Origin of the sequence: Achromobacter sp. (assembly GCF_036567245.1) — a bacterium.
In the GTDB taxonomy this organism is placed as follows: domain Bacteria; phylum Pseudomonadota; class Gammaproteobacteria; order Burkholderiales; family Burkholderiaceae_B; genus Achromobacter.
Genome location: NZ_DATCUY010000694.1, coordinates 1 through 18,512 on the forward strand (window position 1 = coordinate 1; position 18,512 = coordinate 18,512).

General features: G+C 66.6%; 18 protein-coding genes and 1 riboswitch. Of the genes, 9 read left to right on the plus strand and 9 right to left on the minus strand.

Annotated elements, in window-relative coordinates:
* Positions 1–112 precede the first annotated feature (112 nt).
* The 5 genes from VIR09_RS29735 (at position 113) to VIR09_RS29755 (ending at position 6,455) form a co-directional block, all read left to right on the plus strand.
* Entirely contained in the window at positions 113–2,737 is a 2,625-nt protein-coding gene (locus tag VIR09_RS29735) for a DNA topoisomerase III (RefSeq protein WP_332016137.1), read from the plus strand.
* 131 nt (positions 2,738–2,868) lie between these two features.
* Positions 2,869–3,927: an ABC transporter substrate-binding protein gene (locus VIR09_RS29740; protein ID WP_332016138.1), complete on the plus strand. Its 1,059-nt coding sequence runs from the start codon at positions 2,869–2,871 to the stop codon at positions 3,925–3,927.
* The gene (locus VIR09_RS29745; protein ID WP_332016139.1) at positions 3,927–4,697 is read left to right on the plus strand and encodes an ABC transporter ATP-binding protein; all 771 of its coding nucleotides are present in this window, start codon (positions 3,927–3,929) and stop codon (positions 4,695–4,697) included. The genes VIR09_RS29740 and VIR09_RS29745 overlap by 1 nt, the downstream gene beginning before the upstream one ends.
* Before the next feature lie 13 nt (positions 4,698–4,710).
* Positions 4,711–5,565, plus strand: a complete 855-nt coding sequence (locus VIR09_RS29750; RefSeq protein ID WP_332016140.1) for an ABC transporter permease — start codon at positions 4,711–4,713, stop codon at positions 5,563–5,565.
* A 110-nt stretch (positions 5,566–5,675) separates the two neighbouring features.
* A complete protein-coding gene (locus VIR09_RS29755) occupies positions 5,676–6,455 on the plus strand; it encodes an SDR family oxidoreductase (protein ID WP_332016141.1) in 780 nt (259 codons plus the stop codon).
* 37 nt (positions 6,456–6,492) lie between these two features.
* Here VIR09_RS29755 and ilvB read toward each other — a convergent pair whose 3' ends face one another.
* Positions 6,493–8,313, minus strand: a complete 1,821-nt coding sequence (ilvB, locus tag VIR09_RS29760) for a biosynthetic-type acetolactate synthase large subunit (protein ID WP_332016153.1) — start codon at positions 8,311–8,313, stop codon at positions 6,493–6,495.
* Between the two features lie 93 nt (positions 8,314–8,406).
* Between ilvB and VIR09_RS29765 the strand changes: the two genes are divergently transcribed.
* Positions 8,407–8,877: an Lrp/AsnC family transcriptional regulator gene (locus VIR09_RS29765; RefSeq protein ID WP_088155027.1), complete on the plus strand. Its 471-nt coding sequence runs from the start codon at positions 8,407–8,409 to the stop codon at positions 8,875–8,877.
* A gap of 7 nt (positions 8,878–8,884) precedes the next feature.
* Here the strand turns inward: VIR09_RS29765 and VIR09_RS29770 are convergent, their stop codons facing one another.
* The gene (locus tag VIR09_RS29770) at positions 8,885–9,805 is read right to left on the minus strand and encodes a bestrophin family protein (RefSeq protein WP_332016142.1); all 921 of its coding nucleotides are present in this window, start codon (positions 9,803–9,805) and stop codon (positions 8,885–8,887) included.
* 107 nt (positions 9,806–9,912) lie between these two features.
* Here VIR09_RS29770 and VIR09_RS29775 point away from each other — a divergent pair, with 107 nt between their 5' ends.
* Together VIR09_RS29775 and ribB are read left to right on the plus strand one after the other, a co-directional pair.
* Positions 9,913–10,440 carry an SET domain-containing protein gene (locus tag VIR09_RS29775; protein WP_332016143.1) on the plus strand — a complete coding sequence of 176 codons (528 nt, stop codon included), beginning with the start codon at positions 9,913–9,915 and terminating at the stop codon, positions 10,438–10,440.
* Positions 10,441–10,552: 112 nt separating this feature from the next.
* Positions 10,553–10,707, plus strand: a riboswitch (FMN riboswitch).
* A 111-nt stretch (positions 10,708–10,818) separates the two neighbouring features.
* Positions 10,819–11,538, plus strand: a complete 720-nt coding sequence (gene ribB / locus VIR09_RS29780) for a 3,4-dihydroxy-2-butanone-4-phosphate synthase (protein ID WP_332016144.1) — start codon at positions 10,819–10,821, stop codon at positions 11,536–11,538.
* 41 nt (positions 11,539–11,579) lie between these two features.
* Here ribB and VIR09_RS29785 read toward each other — a convergent pair whose 3' ends face one another.
* On the minus strand, positions 11,580–12,779 hold the full coding sequence (locus VIR09_RS29785; RefSeq protein ID WP_332016145.1) for an arabinose transporter: 1,200 nt from the start codon (positions 12,777–12,779) through the stop codon (positions 11,580–11,582).
* A gap of 149 nt (positions 12,780–12,928) precedes the next feature.
* Between VIR09_RS29785 and VIR09_RS29790 the strand changes: the two genes are divergently transcribed.
* Positions 12,929–13,594, plus strand: a complete 666-nt coding sequence (locus VIR09_RS29790) for a TetR/AcrR family transcriptional regulator (protein ID WP_332016146.1) — start codon at positions 12,929–12,931, stop codon at positions 13,592–13,594.
* A 47-nt stretch (positions 13,595–13,641) separates the two neighbouring features.
* Here the strand turns inward: VIR09_RS29790 and VIR09_RS29795 are convergent, their stop codons facing one another.
* The 6 genes from VIR09_RS29795 to VIR09_RS29820 all read right to left on the minus strand — a co-directional run bounded on the left by VIR09_RS29795 (position 13,642) and on the right by VIR09_RS29820 (position 18,118).
* The gene (locus VIR09_RS29795; RefSeq protein WP_332016147.1) at positions 13,642–14,151 is read right to left on the minus strand and encodes a nucleoside 2-deoxyribosyltransferase; all 510 of its coding nucleotides are present in this window, start codon (positions 14,149–14,151) and stop codon (positions 13,642–13,644) included.
* A gap of 5 nt (positions 14,152–14,156) precedes the next feature.
* Positions 14,157–14,726: a flavin reductase family protein gene (locus VIR09_RS29800; protein ID WP_332016148.1), complete on the minus strand. Its 570-nt coding sequence runs from the start codon at positions 14,724–14,726 to the stop codon at positions 14,157–14,159.
* A 10-nt stretch (positions 14,727–14,736) separates the two neighbouring features.
* The gene (locus VIR09_RS29805) at positions 14,737–15,189 is read right to left on the minus strand and encodes a nuclear transport factor 2 family protein (RefSeq protein WP_332016149.1); all 453 of its coding nucleotides are present in this window, start codon (positions 15,187–15,189) and stop codon (positions 14,737–14,739) included.
* A gap of 144 nt (positions 15,190–15,333) precedes the next feature.
* Positions 15,334–15,945 (minus strand): NAD(P)-dependent oxidoreductase, encoded by a 612-nt coding sequence (locus VIR09_RS29810; protein WP_332016150.1) that lies wholly within the window; start codon positions 15,943–15,945, stop codon positions 15,334–15,336.
* A 266-nt stretch (positions 15,946–16,211) separates the two neighbouring features.
* Entirely contained in the window at positions 16,212–17,138 is a 927-nt protein-coding gene (gene panE / locus VIR09_RS29815) for a 2-dehydropantoate 2-reductase (RefSeq protein ID WP_332016151.1), read from the minus strand.
* A 50-nt stretch (positions 17,139–17,188) separates the two neighbouring features.
* Positions 17,189–18,118: a DedA family protein/thiosulfate sulfurtransferase GlpE gene (locus VIR09_RS29820; protein WP_332016152.1), complete on the minus strand. Its 930-nt coding sequence runs from the start codon at positions 18,116–18,118 to the stop codon at positions 17,189–17,191.
* Positions 18,119–18,512 lie beyond the last annotated feature (394 nt).

Sequence of the window (18,512 nt, forward strand, 5' to 3'; positions counted from 1 at the left end):
CGCCAAGCGTGCAGTTCGGATCCCGCTTGTCTTTCAGTGCCGACTTGCATCTGGCGAATCTCCGATCTTATTATCCGCGCTACTAAGGCGGGACTACCGCCACTGGATACACATGAATAAAACGCTGATTATTGCCGAGAAGCCCTCGGTGGCCCTTGATATATCACGCGCCTTGGGAGGCTTTGCGCGCGAGGGCGACTATTTTGAAAGCGAACGTTACGTACTGGCGTCCAGCATCGGCCACTTGCTGAGCTTGGTCGCGCCCAACGATCCGGTCAAGGGGAAGTGGAGCTTCACGCACCTGCCCGTAATTCCGCCGGAATTCGAACTGGGCCCCACCGACAAGAAGTCGGCCGAACGCCTGAAGCTGCTGGTCCGCCTGGCCAAGCGCAAGGATGTGGATTCGATCATCAACGCCTGTGACGCGGGACGCGAGGGCGAACTGATCTTCCGCTACATCATTCAGTATGCGGGCGTGAAAAAACCGATCCAGCGCCTGTGGCTGCAATCGATGACGCAGGCCGCCATCCGCGAAGCCTTCGCCAACCTGCGCGACGACGTGCAGCTCAAGCCGCTGGAAGCCGCCGCCCGCTCGCGCGCCGAAGCCGACTGGCTGGTCGGCATCAACGGCACGCGCGCCATGACCGCCTTCAACAGCAAGGACGGCGGCTTCTTCAAGACGCCGGTGGGCCGCGTGCAGACGCCCACGCTGGCGATCGTGGCCGAGCGCGAAGAGCGCATCCGCCGCTTCGTGCCCCGCGACTACTGGGAAGTGCGCGCCACCTTCATCGCCGCCGCCGGCCTGTACGAAGGCCGCTGGATCGACCCGCAATTCAAGAAAGACGACCGCGACCCGGAAAAGCGCGAATCGCGCCTGTGGTCGGCCGCCGCCGCGCAAAGCGTGGTGGCCGCCTGCCGCGACCAGCCGGGCAACGTCACGGAAGAATCCAAGCCGTCGACCCAGATGTCGCCGGCCCTGTACGACCTGACGTCGTTGCAGCGCGAGGCCAACGGCCGGTTCGGCTTTTCGGCCAAGACCACGCTGTCGCTGGCCCAGACCCTGTACGAACGCCACAAGGCGTTGACCTACCCGCGTACCGATTCGCGCTACCTGCCCGAGGATTACATCGCCACGGTGCAGGAAACCATGCGCGCGCTGGCCAAGGGCGGCTCCAACGCCGTGGGCGGCCTGTCGCGCCACGCGGAAACCGTGGTCGGCAATCAATGGGTCAAGCCGAACCGCCGCATCTTCGACAACAAGAAGGTGTCGGACCACTTTGCCATCATCCCCACGCTGCAGATCCCGCACGACCTGAGCGAGGCCGAGGCCAAGCTGTACGACCTGGTGCTCAAGCGCTTCCTGGCGGTGTTCTTCCCCGCCGCGGAATACCGCGTCACCACCCGCATGACCGAAGTGCAGGGGCACCGCTTCCGCACCGACGGCAAGGTGCTGGTCAACCCCGGATGGCTGGCCGTCTACGGCAAGGAAGCCCAGGGCGAAGACGCCAACCTGGTACCCGTGGCGGACGGCGAAACCGTGCGCACCGAGGACGTGGAAGCCGTCGGCCTCACCACCAAGCCCCCGGCTCGCTTCAACGAAGGCACGCTGCTGTCGGCCATGGAAGGCGCCGGCAAGCTGGTGGACGACGAAGAGCTGCGCGAAGCCATGTCCGAGCGCGGCCTGGGCACGCCGGCCACGCGCGCCGCCATCATCGAAGGCCTGCTCAACGAGGTCTACTTGCGCCGCGAAGGCCGCGACCTGGTGCCCACCGCCAAGGCGCGCCAGCTGATGACGCTGCTGTCCGGCCTGGACGTGACCGAGCTGACCTCGCCGGAACTCACCGGCGAATGGGAGCACAAGCTCAAGCAGATCGAGCAGGGCGGCCTGGGCCGCGAGGCCTTCATGCGCGAGATCGCGCAGATGACCCAGGTTATCGTCAAGCGCGCCAAGGAATACGAGCGCGACACGGTGCCGGGCGACTACGCCACGCTGCAGACGCCGTGCCCCAAGTGCGGCGCCGTGGTGAAGGAAAACTATCGCCGCTTCGCCTGCACCGCCTGCGACTTCTCCATCGGCAAACACCCGGGCGGCCGCACCTTCGAGCTGCCGGAAGTCGAAGAGCTGCTGGCCAAGCGCGAGATCGGCCCGCTGCAAGGCTTCATCAGCAAGATGGGCCGGCCGTTCGCCGCCATCCTGCGCATCAGCGATGAATTCAAGCTGGAGTTCGACTTCGGCCAGAGCGACGAAGACGACAACGAGGCCGTGGACTTCTCCGGCCACACGCCGGTGGGTTCGTGCCCCAAGTGCCAGTCGCGCGTGTTCGAGCACGGCATGAGCTATGTCTGCGAAAAATCCGTCGGCCCCGAAAAGAGCTGCGATTTCCGTTCGGGCAAGGTCATCCTGCAGCAGGAGATCTCGCGCGAGCAGATGGAAAAGCTGCTGACCAACGGCCGCACCGACCTGCTCGACGGCTTCGTCTCCAGCCGCACCAACCGCAAGTTCAAGGCCTTCCTCGTCCGCCAGCCGGACGGCAAGATCGGCTTCGAGTTCGAGCCGCGTCCTGAAAAGCCGGGCCGCGCACCGGCCAAGACGGCTGCAAAAACCGCGACCAAGACCGCCGCCAAGAAAGCGCCGGCCAAGAAGGCCGCGGTGAAGAAGACCGCAACCAAGACGGCCACGAAAACGGCCGCCAAGAAAGCGGTGAAGAAGGCAGCGCCGAAAAAGACCGCCGCATAGCAGAGGAGCCACGCCTCTTCCGCTTATCGCGCACAACGCCCGGGCAACCGGGCGTTTTCCATTGTTGGACGCCAGTTGCTGGGGTATTGTCTACGCCAAACCGCTGCAACCAGACCTATTCCGAGGACGACATGAGCAACAGCCCCGACTCCACCACCCGCCGCCGCGTGCTGGCCGCCGCAGGCGCGCTGGCCGGCATCAGCCTCATCAACGGCCGTGTTGCGTTCGCGCAGCCCAAGCTGGGCCGCGTGGTCTACGGCCAGGGCAGCATCGACCCGTTCTTCGCTGCGGGCTACGTCGCGCTGAAGAAGGGCTATTTCGGCGAGGGCGGGCTGGAAGTCGAGTACCTGAATTCGCAGAGCGGTCCGCGCACCAACCAGCTGCTGGCCGCGGGCCAGATCGTGTTCGGCGCCACCGCCGCCACGGCCGCCCCCGCGCTGACGCTGGCCGGCAAGCCCGCCACGCTGGTGTTCGGCTTCGACCGCAAGCTCACCTACGCCAACGTCATCGTGCGTCGCGAGGACTTCGAAAGCGGCAAGATCAAGTCGCTGAAGGACCTGGCCGGCAAGCGCGTGGGCGCCACCCAGCCACAGTCCAGCACCTGGCTGATGGCGCTGTACCTGATGCAGAAGGCCGGCGTGGCCGACAAGGTGGACATCCGCCCGTTGGGCGACCTGGCCACCATGCTGGGCGCGCTCAAGACCGGTTCCGTGTCCGCCAGCATGGCCACCATGTCCATGATGGAACAGGCCCAGCAGGAAGGCTGGGGCGTGCCCATCTTCGACGCCACCACAGAAAGCTCGTGGAACGAATTCATGGGCGGCGACGTGCCCGGCATCGCGGCCCTGACCCTGCAGGACACCATCCAGAAGCGCCCCGAAGTGGTGCAGGCCTTCGTGACCGGCCTGGTCCGCGCGCAGGACTTCATCAGCGCCAACAGCGCCGCGGCCGTCACCGACGCCATCTACGACGATTACCTGAACGCCTTCCCCCGCGCCGCCATCGAGAAGACGCTGGGCGTCTACAAGGAAACGGTGTTCCTGAAGGACAACATCATTACCCAGGACGCCTATGACCGCATGACGGCCATCATGGGCGACGGCCGCCAGTTCTCCAACGACGAGATCAAGACCGTGCCCTACGACCGTTGCGTGAACATGGGCTTCGTGCGCCGCGCCCGGGGCCTTTGATGATCACGCTGGACAAGGTGGGCAAGGCCTACCAGACGCGCCAGACCACCACGCATGCGGTGGGCGAGGTCAGCCTGACGATCCCGGAGGGCGAGTTCGTCTCCATCGTCGGCCCCTCGGGCTGCGGCAAGAGCACGCTGCTGAACATGATCGCGGGCTTTCTGCGCCCGACCACCGGCACCATCCGCGTGGACGGCCGCGTGGTCGACGGACAGGTGCCGCCGGCGCTGGGGTACATCTTCCAGAAGGACACGCTGCTGCCCTGGTTCAGCGTAAGAAAGAACGTGGCGCTGGGCCTGAAGTTCCAGGGTGTGTCCGCCGACAAGATCGAGCGCCGCGTGGCCGAACTGCTGGAAATGGGCCACCTGAGCCAATTCGCCGACGCCTTTCCGCACCAGCTGTCGGGCGGCATGCGGCGGCGCGTGGCGCTCTTGATGAGCCTGGCGGTCGAGCCCCGCATCCTGCTGCTGGACGAGCCCTTCGGCGCACTGGACACCCACACCAAGACGCACCTGCACCGCGAACTGATCGAGATCTGGCGCAAGCTGGGCCAGACCATCGTCATGGTCACGCACGACCTGGACGAAGCCATCCTGCTGTCCGACCGCGTGGTGGTGTTGTCCGGTCCGCCCAGCCGCGTGCTGCTGGACGAGCGCATCGAAATCCCGCATCCGCGCGACGTCTTCACGCTGCGCGAAACGCCGCAGTTCGTGACCCACGTGCAAAGCCTTTGGAGCGTGCTGGGACAGCAGTTCCGCGCCGCCGCTTGAACCAATACGCGTCATGACCACGACTGATTCCGCCGATTCCCTGCAGGACCAGCTGCGGCTGGACCGCCGCGCCAGCATCGCGCGCCGGCTGCGCATCACGCTGTGGCAAGTGCTGATTCTTGCCATCATCCTGGGCTCCTGGGAAACGCTCACGCGCATCCCCTGGTTCACCCAGAACACCCTGTTCGATCCCTTCTTCATCAGCCAGCCTTCGCGCGTGGCCGTGCGCCTGTGGGAATGGCTGCAGCCCGGCCCGCGCTCGGTCTGGCCGCATTTATGGCTGACCCTGCAGGCCACCATGGTGGGGCTGCTGGTGGGCGTGGGCAGCGGCTTCGTGGTGGGCATGACGCTCAGCCGCAGCCGCTTCCTGGCCGACGTCTTCAACCCCTTCATCGTGGCGTTCAACTCGATGCCGCGCATCGCCTTCGTGCCGCTCATCACCATGTTCTTCGGACTGGGCCTGGCCTCCAAGGTGGTGACGTCGTGGTTCGTGGTGTTCTTCCTGGTGTTCTTCAACACCTACAAGGGCGGACGCAGCGTGGAACGCGAACTGGTGGACTTCTGCCGCACGCTGGGCGGCTCGCCGCGCCAGATCCTGTGGCGGGTGCGTATCCCGACCGCGGCCGCGTGGACCTTCGCGGCCTTGCCCAACGCCATCAGCTTCGCGCTGATCGGCGTGGTGCTGGCGGAGTTCGTCGGCTCCACCACGGGCATGGGCTATCTGATGATCACCGCGCTGGCGACGCTGAACGCCACCGACATGTTCGCGGCGGTGACGCTGCTGTCCATCGTCGGCATCGCGCTGGTTTATTGTGTGACCTGGCTGGAACGGCGGCTGCTGCACTGGGCGCCGGAGTTCCGGGAATAGGTAGATCCCCCCGCAGCGCTGCGCCCTTCGCCCCAGGAGGGCGCAGCTGCGGACTGGCGGAGCCGGATCCGCACCGCCCTGATTGAGACGAAGCACTTTGGACGACTGACATGAATACGCTGCCGTATTTGCGCAACTTCGACCTGACGGGACAGGTCGCCCTGGTCACAGGTTCTGCCCGCGGGCTGGGCTTCTGCATCGCGCGGGCATTGGCCGGCTGCGGCGCGCGCGTGCTGATCAACGGCCGCAACGCCGAGGCCGTCGCGGCCGCGGCGGGTGAACTGTCTGCCGCCGGCCTGGACGCGCATCCGCTGCCGTTCGACATCAGCGACGACGCCGCCATGGAACGCGCTTTCCTGGACATAGACCGCGACCACCGCCGCCTGGACATCCTGGTGAACAACGTCGGCGCGCGCAACCGCAAGACCCTGCGCGACACCAGCCCCGCCGAGATCCGCGAGCTGATCGACACCGATATGGTCGCCGGCATGCTGCTGGCCAAGTTCGCCGCCGAGCGCATGGTGCGCCAGGGCAGCGGCCGCTTGATCGCGATCACCTCGGTGGTGGGCGAACTGGCGCGCGCGGGCGATGCGGTCTATCCCGCGGCCAAGCAGGGCCTGACGGGCATGGTGCGCGCGCTGGCCGCGGAATTCGGCGGCTACGGCATCACCAGCAACGCCATCGCGCCGGGCACCTTCGCCACCGAAACCAATGCGGAGATGGTGGCTGACCCCGCGGTCGGCCCGCGGATCGCCGAGCGCAATCCCATGGGCCGCTGGGGTGAACCGGAGGAAATCGCGGGCGCCGCCGTGTTCCTGGCGTCACCGGCGGCGTCATATGTGAATGGGCACGTGCTGGTGGTGGACGGCGGCTTGTCCATCCAGTTTTGAAGCGAACCGATGGGCTGCTCCCGCAGCCCATCGGCGATCAGGTCGTCTCGTCCTGATACCAGACGCCTTCGGCCAGCATCATTTTCTGATGCCCATGGCCTGCCGGCATCATCGGGAAGCAGTTCTCCTGCGCCGTCACCGCCACGTCCAGGAAGTAGGGACCGTCATGCGCCAGGCATTCGGCCAGCGCCGCGTCCAGCTGCGCCGGATCGTCCACCCGGGCCGCGCCCCAGCCGAAGGCGCGCGCCAGCGCCACGAAATCGGGCAGGGAGGCGTTGTAGCTATGGCTGTAGCGTCCGCCATGGATCAGCTCCTGCCACTGCCGCACCATGCCCATGTAGCCGTTGTTGCACAGCACGACCTTGACGGGCGTCTGGTGCTGCATGGCGGTGGACAGTTCCTGGATGTTCATCAGCACTGATGCATCGCCGCTGACGCAGACCACGGTCTTGTCCGGGTGTCCGACCTGCGCGCCGATCGCGGCGGGCACGCCATAACCCATGGTGCCCGCGCCGCCGGAGGTCAGCCAACGGTTGGGCTTGTCGAAACGCAGGTACTGCGCGGCCCACATCTGGTGCTGGCCCACGTCGGTCGAGACAATGGCATCGCGGTCCGCCAGCGCGGTGTTCAGGCGCGACATCAGGTGCTGCGGCAGGATCGCGTCGGCGGCCGGGGTGTAGCCCAGGCAGTCCTGGGCGCGCCAGGCGGCGATGCGCTTGTACCAGGGCGCCAGGCGCGCCGCGTCCATGGGCTCATCGCCGAGTTCGGCGCGCAAGGCGCGCACCAGCGGCAGGCAATCGCCCACCAGCGCCACGTCCACGCGCACCACCTTGTTGATGGAGGCCGGGTCGATGTCGATGTGGATCTTGCGTGCATGCGGGCAGAATTCCGACAGCTTGCCGGTGATGCGGTCATCGAAGCGGGCGCCGATGCAGACCACCAGGTCGGCGTTGTGCATGGCCAGGTTGGCCTCGACCGTGCCGTGCATGCCCAGCATGCCGACGAACTGCGGATCGGACGCGGGGAACGCACCCAGGCCCATCAGAGTCAGGGTGCAGGGCGCGCCGGTATGGCGCACCAGGTCCGTGTACGCCTCGCAGGCCTCGGGGCCGGCATTCACCAGCCCGCCACCGCCGTAGAAGATGGGCCGCTTGGCCTGAGCGATCAGCGCGGCGGCGCGGCGCACGGCCGACTGCGGCAGCTTGGGCGCCAGCTTGCCCGCCTGGCGGCGCGCGCGCAGCGCGGCCAGCCTCTGTTGCGAGGGCTCGGCATCGTCATCCGCGTCGCGCGGAACAGCCAACTGCACGTCCTTGGGAAAATCCAGCAACACCGGGCCTGGGCGGCCCTGGCGGGTCAGCTCAAAGGCGCGGGCGACAACAGCGGCCACGTCGTCTACCGCCCGGACCTGGGTATTCCACTTGGTCACCGAACGCGAGATGCCGATGGCGTCACATTCCTGGAAAGCGTCGGTGCCGATGGCCGCCGTCGCGACCTGGCCGCTGATACAGAGCACCGGGATCGAATCGCACATGGCGTCCAGCAGGCCGGAAGTGGTGTTGGCCATGCCTGGGCCGGACGTGACGAAGACCACGCCCGTACGGCCGGTGCTGCGGGCGTAGCCCTCGGCGGCGTGCACGGCGGCCTGCTCGTGGCGCACCAGCACATGGCGCAGGCGCGGCTCGGCGTAGAGGGCGTCGTACAACGGCAGCACCGCGCCCCCGGGATAGCCGAAGACGGTATCCACGCCGTGGGCAATCAGCGTGTCGAGCAGAATTTTCGCCCCGTTGTGAGCGGGGCGATCAGTGGCGGCAAGCGCGGCGGCGGCGGTGGGGTGCAGGCGATCGTTCATGCTATCTATCTTATTCGTAGATCGGAAGAATATTTATCTTCTTTTCCACGAATAACCGATAGACGGAGTAAATTTATCTTTGATTTGAAGGAATCAAAGAAAATGAACCTGGACAAGTTTGATCTCGCCATATTGAAGGTGCTGCAGGACAACGCGCGCGCCAGCCTGAACGACATCGGCGCCGCCGTGGGCCTGTCGTCCACGCCGTGCTGGAACCGCATCAAGCGCATGGAAAGCGCCGGGGTGATCCGCGGCTATACCGTGGACATCGACCCGGCCAGCCTGGGCTTCATGGACACGGTGATCGTCCACGTCACGCTGGAGAGCCACAGCGAGGAGACGCTGTACGAGTTCGGCCGGGCGCTGGCGCAGATTCCCGAGGTCCTGGAAGCCTTCCTGGTCTCGGGCGACTACGACTATTACATCCGCATCGCCGTGCGCGACACCCGCGACTACGAGCGGCTGCTGCGTGAACAGCTCTACCGCATCCCCGGCATCCGGCACAGCAAATCCTGCTTCGTGCTGCGCCGGTTGAAGGAAACCAAGCTGCCGCTGACCGGCATGGCGGAATAGGCGCGCCTCAGCGCAGCACGAAGTCCACCGGCTCGGCGGGTTCGGGCAGGGGCCGCACGCCCAGGCCTTCCAGGAGGTCGATCTCGATCACGCGGGCCAGCGCCGACAGCGGCAGGTCATTCTCATCCGAGCCGAACGGGTCTTCCAGTTCGTCGCCCACCGCGTCCAGGCCGAAGAAGGTATAGGCCACGATGGTGACGGCCGCCGGCATCATGTATTCCAGCGTGCCCACCAAGCCGAAAGGCAGCAACAGGCAGAACAGCCAGGCCGTGCGATGCAGCAGCAGGGAATAGGCGAAGGGCGAAGGCGTGAACTTGATGCGCTCGCAGGCCGCCTGGATGGCGGCGCAGGCGGCCACGCGCTGGGTCAGCGCCTGATACAGGATGTCGGTCAGTTCGCCGCGCCGCAGGCAGGCCGCCAGGTCGCGGTTGATGGCCATGAGCAGCGCATCGGGCACATTGCGGCAGCCTGCCAGAATCTCGGCTTCGTCCTGCTGCACCCAGGGGCGCGCAGCAGCAGCCATGTCTTCCTGGCGCAGCCGCGCCGCCAGCGCGTAGCCGAAGCCGATGCAACGGCGCACGATGCGTTCCTGCACCGGGTTGGCGGTGCTGGCCGCCAGCAGCACCGCACTTTCGCGCGCCAGGCTGCGCGCCTGCACGATCAGTTCGCCCCATTGCTTGCGCGCTTCCCACCAGCGGTCGTAGCAGACGTTGTTGCGAAAGCCCATGAACACGGACAGGGCCAGGCCGAACAGCGAAAACGGCACCGCGGACAAGTGGGCGGGCGAGAACCATGCCTGGTGGTACATCCACACCACTAGGCAGGACAACGCCGTGATGACCAGGATGCGGCTGAGGATCCGAGGGATGATGGAGCCGCGCAAGACAAAGAACAAAGCCAGCGCGGAAGGACGCGGACGGACAATCATGGTGCGTAACCGGGGAGGAACAGGGCGGCGCACACTATACGCCCATCAAGCTGTCAAAAACGCGCCGATATAATTCTGTTTCGTCTCACCGCCACTTCCACTGATCAATGACCAACGAAGACACTCCGATCAAGCCCTGGTATGCCGTCCGCCGCTCCAAGCTGCACGGCAACGGCGTCTTCGCCGCGCGCAAGATTCCCGCAGGCACGCGCATCGTCGAGTACGGCGGCGAACGCATCAGCGCCAAGGAAGCCGACCGCCGCCATCCGACCAATCCGGACGATCCCTTCCACACCTTCTTCTTCGCGCTCAGCTCCGGCCGCGTGATCGACGGCGGCGACAACGGCAACGACGCCCGCTGGATCAACCATTCCTGCGAACCGAACTGCGAGGCGCAGGAAGGCAAGCACGGCAAGCGCGTCTACATCGTCGCGCTGCAGGATATCCCGCGCGGCACCGAGCTGTCGTACGACTACGGTCTGGTGCTGGACGGCCGCATCACCAAGAAACTGAAGGAAGGCTACCGCTGCCTCTGCGGCACGCCGCCTTGCCGCGGCACGATGCTGGCGCTGCCGGCCAAAAAGAAAAAGAAAGACACGGCCGACCAGCCCGAAACCGTCGAAACGGCCTCCTGATCCTGGCGGGGTCGGACCCCGCCTTCTGCCGAAGACCCCAGGCGCGGCCGGCGTATTCCGGCTCTGGCCGCGGACAGGCGTACAATCCTCCAGGTCGTTAACACGACATGCAGTACGTCTTCAGGGCGGGGTGTAATTCCCCACCGGCGGTATGCCATGCAATGTGGCGAGCCCGCGAGCGCCCGGCGTCCTTCACGGATACCGGGGTCAGCAGATCTGGTGAGATGCCAGGGCCGACGGTCATAGTCCGGATGAGAGAAGATGTGCCGGCACAACGGTAGCACCGGGCGCACCCGCGCCTGGACTGCCGTATTGCGTTCGGCTGTCGAGTAGCCCTGAAACGTTTTTCGCCCCTATTAACTTGCGAGAGCGTTTCAAATGTCCAACGTTACCCTTACCCCGCAGTCCCCCATCCCCAGCCTGGCATCGCAGCCTTTCGCCGCTCGTTTGCAGCGCGCCCTGCATCATCTGCGCCTGGGCCGTCCCGTCATCCTCATGGACGATTTCGACCGCGAGAACGAGGCCGACCTGATCGTGGCCGCCGACAAGCTGACGGTACCTGTCATGGCCCAACTGATCCGCGACGGCAGCGGCATCGTCTGCCTCTGCCTGCCCGGCGCAACCCTGGACCGGCTGGAGCTGCCGCCCATGGTCCAGCGCAACCAGAGCCGCTTTGCCACCGCCTTCACGGTTTCCATCGAGGCGCGCGAAGGCGTCAGCACCGGCGTGTCGGCCGTGGATCGCGTCACCACTATCCGCGCCGCCATCTCGCCGTCCGCGCAAAGCGAGGACATCGTCAGCCCGGGCCACGTGTTCCCGCTGCGCGCCCAGCCGGGCGGCGTGCTGACCCGCCGCGGCCACACCGAAGGCTCGGTGGACCTGGCGGTGCTGGCCGGCCTGCGTCCGGCCGGCGTGCTGTGCGAGTTGATGAACGCCGACGGCACCATGATGCGCGGCGCCGCCCTTGAGCGCTACGCCGCCCAGCATGGACTGGTGGCGCTGACCATCGCCGAACTGGCCGACCATCTGCAACAGCTGAAGGACGGCCAGGCCGAAGCGATCGACGACGAAGTGCTGGAGATGGCCGCGACGGTCTGATCCTTGCGCAGGCGGCGCCGGGTCCGGCGCCGCCCAGTATTTCAGCGCCGTCCCTTGAGCGCCATGGCGACGACCATCGCCGCCAGCGCGCACGCACCGCCCATCGCATACACCGCGCCATAGCCTTGCTCGCCGGCCAGCCAGCCGGCCGCAGGGCTGCTCAGTCCCAAAGCCACGTCCAGGAAGGCCACATACGCTCCCATGGCCGCGCCCCGGCTTGCCGCGGGCACGCGCCGCACGGCTTCGACGCCGAAGGCGGGGAATGCCAGCGAGTAGCCCGCGCCCGTCAGCAGCGCGCCCGCAAAGGCCCAGGCCGGCGTGGCTCCAGTCCAGATCAGCCATTGCCCCACGGCTTCAATCAGCACGCACACCAGCGCCACACGCGCGCCGCCCAGCTTGTCCGGCAGGCCGGCAAAGAACACGCGGGCCAGGATGAAGCCCACGCCAAACGCGGTGAAAATCCACGCAGCGCCGTCCCAGCCGCGCTGCGAGAACAGCAGGCTCACGAACGCGGTGATCACGCCGAAGCCAACGCTGGCCAGCGCCAGGCCCGCGCCGGGCAGCAGCACCAGACCCAGCACTTTGTAGAAAGGCGTGCGCCCGCCGCCTGCCGCGCGCACCCCGCGCAACGGCAACACCAGTGCCAGGGCTGCGAGCGGAATCAGCGCCGTGGCCCAGGCGATGCCCGCAAAGCCGGTGACGCCGTAGAGCCGCATGCCGGCGGGCGCACCGAGCGCATAGGCGCCGTAGATCGCCACGCCGACCCAGGCCATCACACGGCCCGCATTCTGCGGCCCCACGCGGCCCACGCCCCAGCTCAGCGCGCCAGTAACGATAAGGCTCTCGGCGCAGCCCATCAGCGCGCGTCCGGCCAAGAGCGCGGCCAGCGCCGCCTGCGGCCGCGCCGACAGATCGTCGGCCAAGAGATAGAACAGGCCCGCGATGGAGCCCAGCACGAAGCCGCCCACCACCTCGCGCTTGGCGCCGCGGCGGTCGGCCAGCGAACCCGCATAGGCGCGCGACAGCAAGGCGGCGGCGAACTGCAGGCCCGCCACCACGCCGACGACCAGCGCGCCCAACGCCAGCGTGCCGTCTACATACAGAGGCAGCACCGGCATGGGCAGGCCGATCATGAAGAACCCGACGAACACCGCCAGCGCCAGCGGCAGCACTTGCGCGAAGACGGAGCGCACGGGCCCCTGGGCCGCGGGCATGGCCCCGGCCGTCGATGAATGCGACATTGGTTTTCCTTAAGTGAGAGATGCGCAATCCGGAACCAATTCGAAAACCGCCGATGGCATAATCGCCGTGTGCGGGCGATGAACCGGATTGCCTGCCGGAAATTTTATGAGCCGTTGCTCATATTCGATACTCGCCTTTCACAGTACCCATGACCGCCATCCCACAGCCCCGGAAATCACCGCGCCAGCTCAGATCCCAGCACACCGTAGAGACGATTCTGCAAGCCACGGCTCGCGTTCTGGCCACCCACGGCTATGCGGGCACCAACACCAACCTGATCGCGGAGACGGCCGGCGTCAGCGTCGGTTCGCTGTACCAGTACTTCCCCAACAAGAACGCCTTGATCGCGGCGCTGCACAACCGCCACGACAACCAGATGCTGGACGTCATCGACGGGGTCCTGGACAGCAATCCCGCGGCCACGCTGCGCGAGCGCGTCGCGGCCATCGTCGAAGCGATGCTGCATGCCCACCTGCTGGAGCCCGCGCTGCATCGCGTGCTGGAAAGGGAGTTCCCGCTGTTCGACCAGCCGCACGAGCACAGCCGCGCCGATCAGGATATCCACAGGCGCATGCGCCATCTGCTGGAGCTGCATCGCGCCGAAATCGCGCAGCAGGACCGCGACCTGGCGACCTATGTGGTGTTGCGCATCATGGAGTCGCTGGTGCATGCGGCGGCGCTGGAGCCGCCCGCGGGATTCTCGACGCAGCAACTGGAGCAGGCGGTGGTCGACGCGGTGATGGGATACCTGGGTGAACCGGCAGCGGCCGCCCGTCAGGCGCCGCGGAAGACGGCCAAGACCGTGCGCCGCTAAGCGCTTATTCGGGCCAACGGCGGTTGGCCCAGGCTGATGGCGGACAGCTAGCGGCCCGGAGCCCGGGCCATCTCGGCCAGGCAGTCGGCGGCGCTGCCGGTAATGATGCGGGCGCTGCAGGCCAGCATCAGGTTCAGATTCAAGCCGAAGTCTTCCACGGTATGGCCGTCCGCATCGACCATGCGCGACACGCCATCGTCGGCCGCAGCGCCCACCGCCACCTGGTCGATCAGCGTGCCGGCCTGGCCGGTATAGCCCCATACCGGCTTGCCGCAAGCGATGGCATAGCCGACTTCAAAAGCCGTGCCGGAATCAGGCTCGGCGCCGCGGAACGGATTCAGGTTCGCCATCACCATGTCCGCCCGCCGGATCAGCGCGACATTCTCGCGGTAGATCCATTGCGCCAGCGCCAGGCCCGACAGGTCTCGCGGCGCCTCGTTGTCCAGCGGGAACAGGCCGTCGAAGCCGTAAGTGGCGCACAGCGCCTTCAAGCGTTTGCCGTGCGCCGCCGCATCGGGCAGGAACACATCGAAACCCGCCAGATAAACGCTGCGCATGATGATTACTCCGGATCGGAAACGTTGAAGGCTTCGCCGGTGGCGAAGAAAGAACCGCCGGCCACGTAATGCACCGAGCGGCGCTCATCGTCGGGGAAGTGCCAGCGGTTGCCGGAGAACACTTCCGGCGCGGCCCACGCCGCCACGACTTCGCCAATGAAGAGGTCGTAGGCCTGCTGGTTGTGCGGTTCGGGCACGACGCGGCATTCGAGCCAGCCCAGGCAACCGCTGATGAGCGGCGCGCCAATCTTGCTGGCGGGAAAGGTCGTCAGGCCGCTGGCCAGGAACTTGTCTTCGTCGCGCCCGGAGTCGGTGCCCACCCGCAGCGTGGCGCGGGCTTGCGCGCGCGACGGGATGCACAGCGCGAACTCGCCGGACGCTTCGATCAGGCCGCGCGTGTAGGTGTTCTTGTCCACCACCACCAGCATCTTGGGCGGACTGAAGTCCAGGGGCATGGCCCAGGCGGCCGCCATGACGTTGCGCGCATCGCCATGGGCGCTGGTCACCAGCACCGTCGGGCCGTGGTTCAGCAGCAGATAGGCGCGGGACAGGTCTACGGGTTCGATGCTGGACATGCGGCGTTTCCTAGAACATGCCGTTCTTGTTGGCCGGGTTCTCGGGGATTTCCTGGCTCACGTCCCAGTGTTCCACGATCTTGCCGTTTTCCACACGGAAGATATCCATCACGGCCTGGCCGCGGTCTTCCGGCGAGTCGCGCCACAGGTTGTGGATAAGCACCAGGTCGCCTTCTGCGATCACCCGCTTGATCTCGACGATGGACTGCGGATGCTGCTCGAAATAGGCGGGAAAAAAGTCGACCAGGGGGCCGACGCCGTCCTGCATATAGGGGTTGTGCTGGGTGTAGTCCGGGCTGACGTACAGGCGCACCGCCTCGTCGATGTCACGGTCCTGGAACATCATGCGGAAGAACGCCACCACGAGGTCCTTGTTGGACTGGGGCTGCGCCGCGCTGGCCGGCGCAGCCGCCAGACAGGACGCGGCAACCAGCATGCAGAGGGCCAACGATTTCAACTTCATACGCATACAGGGCAAACTCAGGGGTGGGTCGGAACGCCGGCTGGCGGAGCGCCAGTTTACAAACAAAAACATGGATTCCGGCTTTTGGCCGGAATGAAAAAGGGGCCTCTCGCCGAGGCCCCTTCAGTCCGCCTGCAACCGGAATCAATAGCCCACGGTGTAGCGGCGGCGCGAATGCTTGGGCGTTTCGAGCTCGTCGACCAGCGCGATGGCGTAGTCTTCCATCGAGATCCAGCTCTTGCCTTCGTCATCGGCCAGCAGCGTATCGTCGCCCAGCCGGAACTTGCCGGTGCGCTCGCCCGGCTCGAACAGCGCCGAGGGCGACAGGAAGGTCCAGTTCAGCACCTTTTCGTGGCGCAGCGTGTCCAGGAACACCACGCCGGCGCGCGCCTCGGGCTTGTAGGCGTCGGGAAATTCGGGCGTGTCGATCAGCATCTTGCCGGGCGCGACCAGCAGGCTGCCCGCGCCGCCAACCACCAGCAGGCGCGGCACGCCCGCGTCCTTCACGGCGCTCAGAAGCGGCTTGGCGTCCGACGACACGAAGCGCGACGCGCTGATCACGGCGTCGTGGCCGGTCAGCAATGCGGTCAGTGCCTCCGGATCGGTGGCGTCGCCCTGTTTGACCGTCAGGCCGGGCTGGGGATTGACGTCGGACAGGTTGCGGGCGATGCCCGTGACCTGGTGGCCGCGCTTGAGCAATTCGTCAGCCACGCGCGAACCCACGCGGCCGGTGATTCCGATCAATGCAACTTTCATGGTCTTGCTCCTTGGGGTAGGGGAGCCAGGGCCGCCGCAACTTGCGGCGCTACGCGCTTTGGCTCAGGCAAAGCCATACTATGCGTACAAATCCGATCAAAAAACCCGTAAAACTGGATGAGTTTTTTGCATTTTTTGCACCAATAAACGGGAAATCCGGATGGAAGCGGCCGGCGGATCCGCCTGTCGAGTCCCCGGGAACCCGCCATGCCAGTGTGCTCCCGGCGGCCCCGCTTGAACAGGGGCCGCCCCAGGGGCAGGCGCGTTCAGCCAGCGGCGCGTTGCGCCTGGTAGACCTGCAGATGCGCATAAGCCGTGCGCAGGTAGGTCGCATCCACGCCCAGGGTGCGGGCGCGCCGGACCATGTCGCCGACGATGTGGTCGGCCTCGACCGGCAGGCCCTGGCTCAGGTCGCGGAACATCGACGCGGTGACTGGCTGGGTACGGTCCGTAATCAGCTTGCGCGCCGAGGCGTCGGCCTCCGGCCGCACCGCGTGGCCCGAGGCGGCGGCAACGGCTTGCGATTCCTGCAACAGCCCGCTCATGATGTCGATGCCATCGTCGGTAGAGGCGATCTGCCCGACCGTGCCGCGCATCAGGCAGGTGGCCGCGGCCAGCGTCGTCAGGAAAACGTACTTTTCCCAGATGTCCTGGTAGATGTCGGTGCTCAGGCGGCTGACGTACTCGCCACCGGCCAGGGCCTGTTCCAGCGCCACGCAGCGCTCGCTGCGGGCGGGGCCGGCGCGCTCGCCGAAGACGATGTTGGCGTACTTGCCCAGATGCACCACTTCGCCCTCGGGACCCAGGGTGGCGTTGATCTGGCACAGCCCGCCCAGCACCCGGTGCGGCTCGAACTCGCGGTCCAGCACGTCGTACTGCAGCACGCCGTTCATGATGGGCAGCACCGCGGTATCGGGTCCGACCGCGGGGCGGATGGCCTCGATGGCGCTGGCCAGGTCATAGGCCTTGCAGCTCAGCACCACCACGTCGTAACTGCCTTGCAGGGTCTGCTGCGTGACCAGTTGCGGCTGCAGCGTGGCGTCGCCCAGCGGGCTCTTGATGCGCAGTCCCTGTTCGCGGATCCTTGCGGCGCGCGGTTCGCGCACCAGGAAGGTCACGTCCGCGCCCGCCTGGGCCGCCCGTCCGCCGAAGTAACCGCCGGTGCCGCCGGCGCCCAAGAACAAAATCCGCATGCCTGTCTCTCCTGTAGGCTGCCCGCCGTCTGCGCGGGCTCATGGCGGAATTATGCGCCTTGCGGGGGGAGCGGGTGCTCGTGCTCCTGCCAGGCCTGATATCCGCCGCGCAAGGCCCAGGTCTTGGGATAGCCGGCGGCGCGCAACCGCGACGCCAACAGCGCGGCCGATACCTCGTTGGGGCAGGCGCAGTACACGACGATGTCGGACTCCAGCGCCCCGGCATCCAGCCGAGGCAGGGGCGCCTTCAGGTCCACGGCGATGGCGCCGGGAATGCGCTGCTCTTCGCGCATTGCTTCGGGGCGCACGTCGAAAACCAGCGCATTGCGGCCGTCCTGGCGCCATTGCATCAACTCGTCCACCGACAGGCGCGGAATCACACGCAGGCTGCGCAGCAGGATGCGGCGCCGCAGGAAGCGCGCCAGGATGTACAGCGCCAGCACCGCCGCCAGCACGCCCAGGCCCATGGCGCCATAGGTGCCCAGGATTTCCAGGAAGTCGTTCACCACGTTATGGAACAGGCCGCCCAGCAGCAGGGCCGAACCCGACCAGATCAGCGAGCCCACCAGGTCATAGCCCAGGAAGCGGCGGTAGGGCGTCCCCGTCAGGCCCGCCATGACGGTGGACAGCGCCCCCGCGCCCGGCAGGAACTTGCACACCAGCAGCGCACGCACGCCAATGCGCAGGTACAGCCGCTGCGTCTGCCGGATGCAGGAATCCTGCGACAGCGACATCTTGCAGATCACGCCCAATAGACGCGAACCATAGCGCTGCCCAGCCGCGTACCAGAGGCTGTCGGCCAGCAGGCAGGCGAGCGTGGCGGCCAGCCAGGGCGTGAGCCAGCCGCCCGCGCCGCCCAGCGCGCCAGCGGCGATCAGCATGGGATAGGCGGGCACCGGCAGGCCGGCCTGCTCGACCAGCACATTGGCGAATACGAGCCACCCGCCGTACTGTTCCAGCAGCAGTTGTATATCTTGCATGGGGTCTTCCAGCTTGCCGCGCACGCGCGCGGCTCATGTAGGGGATTTTAGGCTCGTGGACCGCCGAGCGGCGCGCCTGCTGCCGCAACGGGCCGTTCCATGAGGCCGGTCTGTCCACTCCTTGGAACGCCGCGCACCGTCCTGGTGCCACCAATCCCCGCCAGGGTGCCTATAATCCTGCCCGGCCATCAGGTTTCCCCGACTTGTCGCGGGAATGCCCCATGGCATACAAATTGCTTCGCCAGGACTGGCTGCGAACCCGACCATTCGGAGGGGTGCGCCTCCTGGCGCTCCCGTCCGATGACCGATCCCAAGCCCTCGTTTCCGTACGCCAGCCCCGGCACGCCTGCCGGCGGTCGCCGTATGGAACCGGGCCGCGGCTGTGCGCGCGCCT